General features: G+C 40.6%; 9 protein-coding genes and 4 tRNA genes. 4 read left to right on the top strand and 9 right to left on the bottom strand.

Going from position 1 to position 7,043, the window contains the following annotated elements; all coding sequences use genetic code 11:
* From B155_RS0112330 to queA, 9 genes are all read right to left on the bottom strand, one after another.
* The coding region (locus B155_RS0112330; protein ID WP_018128181.1) for a GTP-binding protein at positions 1-542 on the bottom strand (542 nt) is incomplete at its 3' end.
* Positions 543-591: 49 nt separating this feature from the next.
* Positions 592-663 (bottom strand) — tRNA-Thr (locus B155_RS0112325).
* Positions 664-672: 9 nt separating this feature from the next.
* Positions 673-745, bottom strand: a tRNA-Gly gene (locus B155_RS0112320).
* 6 nt (positions 746-751) lie between these two features.
* A tRNA-Tyr gene (locus B155_RS0112315) sits at positions 752-834 on the bottom strand.
* A gap of 16 nt (positions 835-850) precedes the next feature.
* Positions 851-923 (bottom strand) — tRNA-Thr (locus B155_RS0112310).
* Positions 924-989: 66 nt separating this feature from the next.
* Positions 990-1,637, bottom strand: coding sequence for a DedA family protein (locus B155_RS0112305; RefSeq protein WP_018128568.1), 648 nt, complete (start codon positions 1,635-1,637; stop codon positions 990-992).
* The gene (ispF, locus tag B155_RS0112300) at positions 1,630-2,124 is read right to left on the bottom strand and encodes a 2-C-methyl-D-erythritol 2,4-cyclodiphosphate synthase (RefSeq protein WP_018128567.1); all 495 of its coding nucleotides are present in this window, start codon (positions 2,122-2,124) and stop codon (positions 1,630-1,632) included. The genes B155_RS0112305 and ispF overlap by 8 nt, the downstream gene beginning before the upstream one ends.
* A complete protein-coding gene (ispD, locus tag B155_RS0112295) occupies positions 2,121-2,813 on the bottom strand; it encodes a 2-C-methyl-D-erythritol 4-phosphate cytidylyltransferase (protein ID WP_018128566.1) in 693 nt (230 codons plus the stop codon). The genes ispF and ispD overlap by 4 nt, the downstream gene beginning before the upstream one ends.
* Positions 2,814-3,869: a tRNA preQ1(34) S-adenosylmethionine ribosyltransferase-isomerase QueA gene (gene queA / locus B155_RS0112290; RefSeq protein ID WP_018128565.1), complete on the bottom strand. Its 1,056-nt coding sequence runs from the start codon at positions 3,867-3,869 to the stop codon at positions 2,814-2,816.
* 173 nt (positions 3,870-4,042) lie between these two features.
* Here queA and B155_RS0112285 point away from each other — a divergent pair, with 173 nt between their 5' ends.
* The 4 genes from B155_RS0112285 to B155_RS0112270 all read left to right on the top strand — a co-directional run bounded on the left by B155_RS0112285 (position 4,043) and on the right by B155_RS0112270 (position 6,968).
* Entirely contained in the window at positions 4,043-4,552 is a 510-nt protein-coding gene (locus tag B155_RS0112285; RefSeq protein WP_040368578.1) for a hypothetical protein, read from the top strand.
* Between the two features lie 13 nt (positions 4,553-4,565).
* On the top strand, positions 4,566-5,030 hold the full coding sequence (locus tag B155_RS0112280) for a LytR C-terminal domain-containing protein (protein WP_018128563.1): 465 nt from the start codon (positions 4,566-4,568) through the stop codon (positions 5,028-5,030).
* A 233-nt stretch (positions 5,031-5,263) separates the two neighbouring features.
* Positions 5,264-5,851 (top strand): RNA polymerase sigma-70 factor, encoded by a 588-nt coding sequence (locus tag B155_RS0112275; RefSeq protein WP_018128562.1) that lies wholly within the window; start codon positions 5,264-5,266, stop codon positions 5,849-5,851.
* A gap of 61 nt (positions 5,852-5,912) precedes the next feature.
* A complete protein-coding gene (locus B155_RS0112270) occupies positions 5,913-6,968 on the top strand; it encodes a FecR family protein (RefSeq protein WP_018128561.1) in 1,056 nt (351 codons plus the stop codon).
* Positions 6,969-7,043: the final 75 nt, after the last annotated feature.

Genomic DNA, 7,043 nt, shown 5'->3' with positions numbered 1-7,043 from the left:
CCGTTAAGCGCGCCTAAAGCAGAACCTTGAATTACTGGAATCTCGTCGCCATCAAATTCGTAGCTGCTTAGTAGCTCACGTACTTCAAGCTCTACAAGCTCTAGAAGTTCTTCATCGTCTACTAAATCAACTTTGTTCATGAACACTACGATCTGAGGTACACCTACCTGACGTGCAAGAAGGATGTGCTCACGTGTTTGTGGCATAGGACCATCTGTTGCTGCTACCACCAAGATAGCACCGTCCATCTGCGCCGCACCCGTTACCATGTTCTTCACATAATCGGCGTGACCTGGGCAATCTACGTGTGCGTAGTGACGATTCTCAGATTCGTACTCTACGTGCGCCGTTGCAATGGTAATACCACGCTCGCGCTCTTCCGGAGCATTGTCAATCTGGTCGAATGCTTGCGCCGTTCCACCATAAGTCTTCGCCATTACCGTTGTAATTGCCGCTGTAAGGGTAGTTTTACCATGATCTACGTGTCCAATGGTTCCCACATTAACATGCGGCTTGGTGCGTTGAAAGGTCTCTTTTGCCATGATTAAATCTTGTTTGTTTGTATAAGTTAAAAAAACGATTACCGACCTGAGCCGATAGTCGGACTTGAACCGACGACCCCTTCCTTACCATGGAAGTGCTCTACCACTGAGCTATATCGGCTTCTCTGAGAGCGAGCGACCGGGATCGAACCGGCAACATTCAGCTTGGAAGGCTGACACTCTACCAATTGAGTTACGCTCGCTATTCGTGGGGAGAGCAGGATTCGAACCTACGAAGTCTTACGACAACAGATTTACAGTCTGCCCCAGTTGGCCGCTTTGGTATCTCCCCATTATTTCAAAAAATGAGCCAGTGGCCGGAGTCGAACCGACGACCGACGGTTTACAAAACCGTTGCTCTACCAACTGAGCTACACTGGCTTTTTCGAAAGACTGGAAAATTAACGATTGTTTAGTTTACAGTCAACATCAGATAGGGCAAAAATTTCACTCTTTTGAATTTTTTTTTGCACCTTCTTTTTTTCGAGCGCGGAATATAAATCTAATTCCTACTACTAATCCAATAAATAGTAATACTATTTTTCCGTACGTGGATAGATAACCCCCTATTACTTCCCAATTATCACGCACATACCACCCCGCAAATAATAATAACGCGTTCCACAGCAGTGAACTAAAAAATGAATTCATCACCGTTAATGGCACATTTAATCCCGACATTCCGGTAGTCAATGATATCACAGATCGAGTGCCTGCTAAGAATCGGTTCCCAAAAACGACCCATTGCCCCCATCTTGCCATCCATTTTTTTCCTTTTTTAAAATACTTGTAATCGAAAAACCTGAGAATGAAATGACTGTCTTTATTCTCTTCAATTTGACTACCCCATTTATGCCCCAACCAATACATCGTCATAAAACCGAGCACGGATGCAAAAACGGTATCTGCAAGTATTAATGAAAAATCTATGAGTCCCTCCGCGGCTAAGTATCCACCGAAAGCGACAATAACATCTCCTGGAACGGGCGGGATAATGTTCTCTAGATATGCGATTGCAAAAAAGATCAGATAAACCCCAACAGGCGGCATCACACTTATCCAATCAATGATGCCGTGTATAATTTGGTCAGCCATTTTGGTCAATTTTAAATAGCAACAAACTAGCGGAAGCTGAAATGCCTTCCATTCTACCTGTAAACCCCAGCTTTTCTGAAGTGGTGGCTTTAACAGAAACATCTTCTATGTCTACCGCAAGGTCTTGGGCAATTGTTTCTCTGATAGCGTAGATATAGGGAGCTAGCTTGGGCTTCTCCGCTACAACTGTAGCGTCTAGATTACCTAGCTCATACCCGAGCTTCTTTATCAAGTCGTAAGCCTCTCTAAGTAAAATTCTACTATCTACATTTTTATACTTAGGATCTGTATCTGGAAAATGCTTACCAATATCCCCTAGTGAGAGCGCGCCGAATAAAGCATCGGTTATTGCATGCAGCAGCACATCCGCATCTGAGTGCCCTACCAAACCTAATTCAAACGGGATTTTCACCCCACCAATAATAAGATCACGATTGGGGCCAAATTTGTGCACATCATAACCATAACCAATCCGAATACTCTTCATAGTTTTTCCTTTAAAATGAATTCAGCAATTTTTAAATCTATGGGGTAGGTAATTTTAAAATTATCCCGTTCTCCTTCCACTACTTTCACCTCATAACCAGCATATTCAACCAATGAAGCATCGTCGGTACCTAGAAAACCTTCATCAATCGCCTTTTGATTTGCTTCAATGATGATATGTTTCTGAAAAATCTGAGGCGTTTGAGCCTGCCACATCGCCGATCTATCAGGAGTCTCCAGTATGGTTAAATCAGTATTGACCTTTTTCAAGGTGTCCTTAGCTCTAACGGCAACAATAGCTCCGTCATAATTCTCAGCGGTATCAAAGCACTGTACAATAACTTCCTCTGAAATAAATGGCCGTACTGCATCGTGGATAGCAACAAGTTCAACTTCATCAGCTAGTGTTTCCAAGGCATTCTGAATAGAAAACTGCCGTTCGCTCCCTCCTTCAATTACATCGAATTGAATATGCCCAGCATTCAGTTTTTCACAAATCGCACGCACCTTCTCCATATAAGGAGCAGAAGTTGCGATAATAATTTGGTGCATACCCGGTATATTTATGAATTGCGAAAGGGTATGCTGTAAGATGGGCGCTCCACCGAGTGGAAGAAAAGGTTTAGGAATCTCGGAACCCAAACGGGTTCCGGATCCTGCAGCCGGTATTATTGCGGCTTTAATACTCAATTATATTACAAGCATTGCATCGCCAAAAGAAAACAGACGATAGTTTTCTTTCTTCGCTTCTTCGTACGCCTTCATCATGAAGTCGTAACCACCAAAAGCGGCAGCAAGCATGAGCAATGTTGACTCAGGTCTATGGAAATTTGTTACTAGTCCTTCAGTAATCTTGAATTGGTAAGGTGGGTATATAAACTTGTCTGTCCAACCTGTACCCATTTTTGACAATCCACTTGCCATCACACTTGTTTCAATTGCTCGAACAGCACTTGTACCAATAGCCACTACTTTTTTCTTCTTAGACTTTAGTGCTACGTTAATTTTATCTGAAGTGTCTTTTGAAATAAAGTAGTTCTCTGAATCCATTCTGTGCTTCGTCAAATCCTCTACTTCTACATTCCTGAATGTTCCCCAACCGATGTGTAAGGTAATAGGCAACATCTCAACGCCTTTAGCTTCAATCTTCTTGATCAAATCTTCAGTAAAGTGCATACCTGCTGTTGGTGCCGCAACCGCGCCACGCTCAGTAGCATAAATTGTTTGGTATTGCTCTTTATCTTCATCAACAGGCTCACGCTCGATGTATGGAGGTAATGGCATTTTTCCTAAAGCATCTAAACGCTCATACAGCTCATCATTGGTTCCTTCAAAGAGGAAACGAATGGTACGACCACGTGATGTTGTATTATCTACAACCTCGGCCATGAGCTCTTGGTCTTCTTCGCCGAAATAAAGCTTGTTACCAATTCGAATTTTACGCGCTGGCTCAACTAACACATCCCAAAGCATATTCTCTGGTTGAAGCTCACGTAGTAAAAACACTTCAATATCCGCTTCGGTTTTCTCTTTCTTTCCATTCAGGCGAGCTGGAAATACTTTCGTATTATTGTACACAATAACATCGCCTTCATTTAAATACTCGTGAATATCGGAGAATTTACGGTGTTCAATAGTTTCTTCAGCTCTGTTAAGAACCATAAGACGTGCATCGTCTCTTTTCTCTAATGGTTTGTCTGGCACGTTTAGGCCTTCGAGTTCGTATCTAAAATCGGTGAGTTTCATCTCTCCTCGTATTGAATGGAGTTAGTAAATTGCTTATTTGAAAAGTTGGATAATATAGCCCTTTAGCTAGTTTTTAACAACCACGATTAGAAGCAGTCTCTTATTTCTTATTACCGACTGTTTGTTTATACTTATTACTGCATTTCATCGTTGAAGGGCAAATCATATACATCATGAAAAAATATATCTACTTATTTACACTCGTCTTTGTTTTTATAACCACTGATGCATTCTCTCAAATGAGAGGCGATGTGTCTACTCCTTTTGATTATCAAGGCTCGGTAATAAATACGACTAGCGCTACCGTTCAGAGTAGATTGAATAAATTTTTCAGTCGCGTGAAGATGAGCCACTCTTATTCGATGTCGTTTGGTTCTTATGGTGGCAGTTACCAAAATCTTAATGCATACACCAACACTATGCAGATTGCATTCAACGATCGTTTGAATGGCCGTGTTGATGTTTCTTTTCTCCACTCTCCATTTGGTGGCACTAACTTATATGGGCAAGCGCAAAACAAGCCTCAAGTTTTAATTAGCAATGCTGAGTTAAATTATAAAATTAGCGACAATGCTATGATTCGATTTCAGTATCAGCAGCTGCCGAATTCTTATTTAGGCTCACCGTTTGGATATGGGTACAACAGATATAATAGATATAACCGGTATAATCCCTGGTATTGATTGGACTTCTTGAATGAGTGAAACTAAAGATGGAGCATCGGCTTCACCGAATCCCCTTTATCTAAATGCCGCAATTGCTTTCCTGTCTGTTCTACTATTAGGACTTCTTATTGCACTTGCTACACGTATTATCTATCCAAGAGTATTTAATGAACGTGCTGACCAAAGCACAGAACTTATAGGCCGAATCATTCAACTTGAAGTTCTTAATGGCTGCGGCGTTCCTGGCATTGCCAACAACTTCACTGGGTTATTGCGCGACAATGGGTTTGATGTTGTTGAAACAGGAAACTTCGAACGATTTGATGTTCAGGAAACCATGGTTATTTCCAGAAGCTCATCTTTAGATAATGCACGTAGAGTTGCTCTCGCCCTTGGTGTAAGTGAAGAAAACATCATTAGAGAAGAATCTCCTCATTTCTATTTAGATGTAACGGTAGTGTTGGGTAGCGACTATGAAAAACTAAAGACTGAATAGCCGTTACTTTTTTTTACACCCCAAGCTTCACTAAACGATTGTAATTAATACAACAGCCTTTATCTATAAAATTTGCTGGGGCATAATTCTTAAAGAGTGCTCTATTTTTAACGCCCACCTACCTCTAAGTTTTTATTTTCAAATCTTTTTATCGATCATCTATTCTTGGAGTTTCTAAGCCAATACTCCACTTATTATGGGAAACGGGTTACAATAATCATTGGCTTTCACTTATGATTTATTCATCAAAGCCATCAAACGAGGAGATTTTGCAGTGTGTACAACTTGTACGTGCTGGGGATAAGTGTGCGTTTGAGAATTTATTCAAGCATTTTTATGCTCAGCTTTGTGAGTTTGCCTTCCAGTATGTGAAAAACCGCCAATGCGCTGAAGATATCGTTCAATTGTTGTTTCTTCATATATATGAAAAAGGCGAAGAATGGAACCCAACTGGGAATATTAAATCCTATTTATTCACAGCTGTTCGAAATCGGTCGTTAAACTATTTACGATCTCAAAGTAAAACTAATGACCATCAATCATTAGACAACCCCTCTAGTGACGCGCTCAAATTATCGCACACCCATGTTGAGGAAGAACTTTATGCTCAGGATTTAAATAGGGCCATACAAAGTGCATTTGAAAACATGCCAGACCAACGACGGCGAATTTTTATGCTTAGCAGAGAAAGCAATTTAACATACCGAGAGATCGCAAAAGTATTGGGTATATCAATTAAAACGGTAGAAACTCAGATGGGTAGAGCCTTAAAACTACTCCGAAAAGAACTGAATATTTTCTTTACGTTAATAAAAAATTAAATCTGTTGTAGGGGTACCCTAACTAAAAATGTGTCTTACAGGTAAATAAAAGTTTACTTGTATGAGCTACCGACCAAAACCGGGGAATTCAGATTGGGATTTATTAGCGAAGTATTTTTCTGGTAATACTTCAGAAACTGAGTCTAAAAAGATTGAGCAATGGGCTCAATCTAGCCCTAAGAATCAAGAATTATTTAGAAGCGCTGAAGAAGCGTGGGAAGCAAGCCGTAGTTCTCGTCAACTTTGGGATACGGATGCGGCTTGGAATACCCTTCAACAAAAAATTGACGAGCGTTCCGTAAGCAAAGCTCAGAATAAATTACACAGTTACAAGTCTGCAAGAACACGCAATCGACTTGTACCTCTCCTTAAAGTAGCAGCGATACTATTTGTGGTCGCTTCATCGGTAACAGCTTATTACCAATACTTTGCAAACACCTCTGTATTAGAAGTAGTGGAGTTGGCCCCTGAAAAAGTCTTTACTAATAAAAAAGGTCAACGTTCAACCTTACAGCTCCCAGATAATAGTAAAGTTCATTTAGCCGCTGATAGCCGATTGGTGTTGAAGTCAGGGTTTAATGATACAGAACGAAGAGTATTTATAGAAGGCGAAGCATTTTTTGAGATTACACATAATGCTTCAAAGCCATTCAAAGTAGAATCAGATCATGGGTTAGTAACAGTTCTAGGTACAAAGTTTAATGTAAACGCATATCCGGAACTCACTCAACAAGAAGTTGCCGTGGCAGAAGGTAAAGTCTCATTTAATGCTATAGAGGGAAATAGCACCCCGGCCATTTTAACAGCTGGTACACTTGGGATTTTACCTTTTAACGGTGACAACATAAGTATACAAAGAATAGAAAACATTGAATGGTATACAGGTTGGATCAACGGCCAACTCATATTCAATGACACTCCGCTTACTTCGGTAATTACGAAGCTAGAACGATGGTACGATATTAAATGCGAGATAAAAGGGGAAAGTATTGGCTCAAAAAGGCTCACCGGTACCTTTGAAAATCAACGGCTTAGTGAGGTTCTTGATGCCATTTCGATGTCATTAAACCTCAAACATGGGAAAGTAGAAGGCACGTATGTGTTTTCCCAAAGTTAAGCTGCATTTAACACGCCTTGATAACAAGGCACCCTTACCCAACACAAAAATAGTTTTAGGTGAGGCTTTAATGTT

The organism is Balneola vulgaris DSM 17893 (assembly GCF_000375465.1).
In the GTDB taxonomy this organism is placed as follows: domain Bacteria; phylum Bacteroidota; class Rhodothermia; order Balneolales; family Balneolaceae; genus Balneola; species Balneola vulgaris.
The sequence above is the reverse complement of the archived record's forward strand: the minus strand, read 5'-3'. Positions and strand labels throughout refer to the sequence as shown.

Coding starts and splice junctions, on each gene's coding strand:
- B155_RS0112275 (WP_018128562.1), top strand. CDS start 5,264: ATGATTTATTCATCAAAGCCATCAAACGAGGAGATTTTGCAGTGTGTA.
- ispF (WP_018128567.1), bottom strand. CDS start 2,124: ATGAAGAGTATTCGGATTGGTTATGGTTATGATGTGCACAAATTTGGC.
- B155_RS0112280 (WP_018128563.1), top strand. CDS start 4,566: ATGAGTGAAACTAAAGATGGAGCATCGGCTTCACCGAATCCCCTTTAT.
- queA (WP_018128565.1), bottom strand. CDS start 3,869: ATGAAACTCACCGATTTTAGATACGAACTCGAAGGCCTAAACGTGCCA.
- B155_RS0112285 (WP_040368578.1), top strand. CDS start 4,043: ATGAAAAAATATATCTACTTATTTACACTCGTCTTTGTTTTTATAACC.
- B155_RS0112270 (WP_018128561.1), top strand. CDS start 5,913: ATGAGCTACCGACCAAAACCGGGGAATTCAGATTGGGATTTATTAGCG.
- B155_RS0112305 (WP_018128568.1), bottom strand. CDS start 1,637: ATGGCTGACCAAATTATACACGGCATCATTGATTGGATAAGTGTGATG.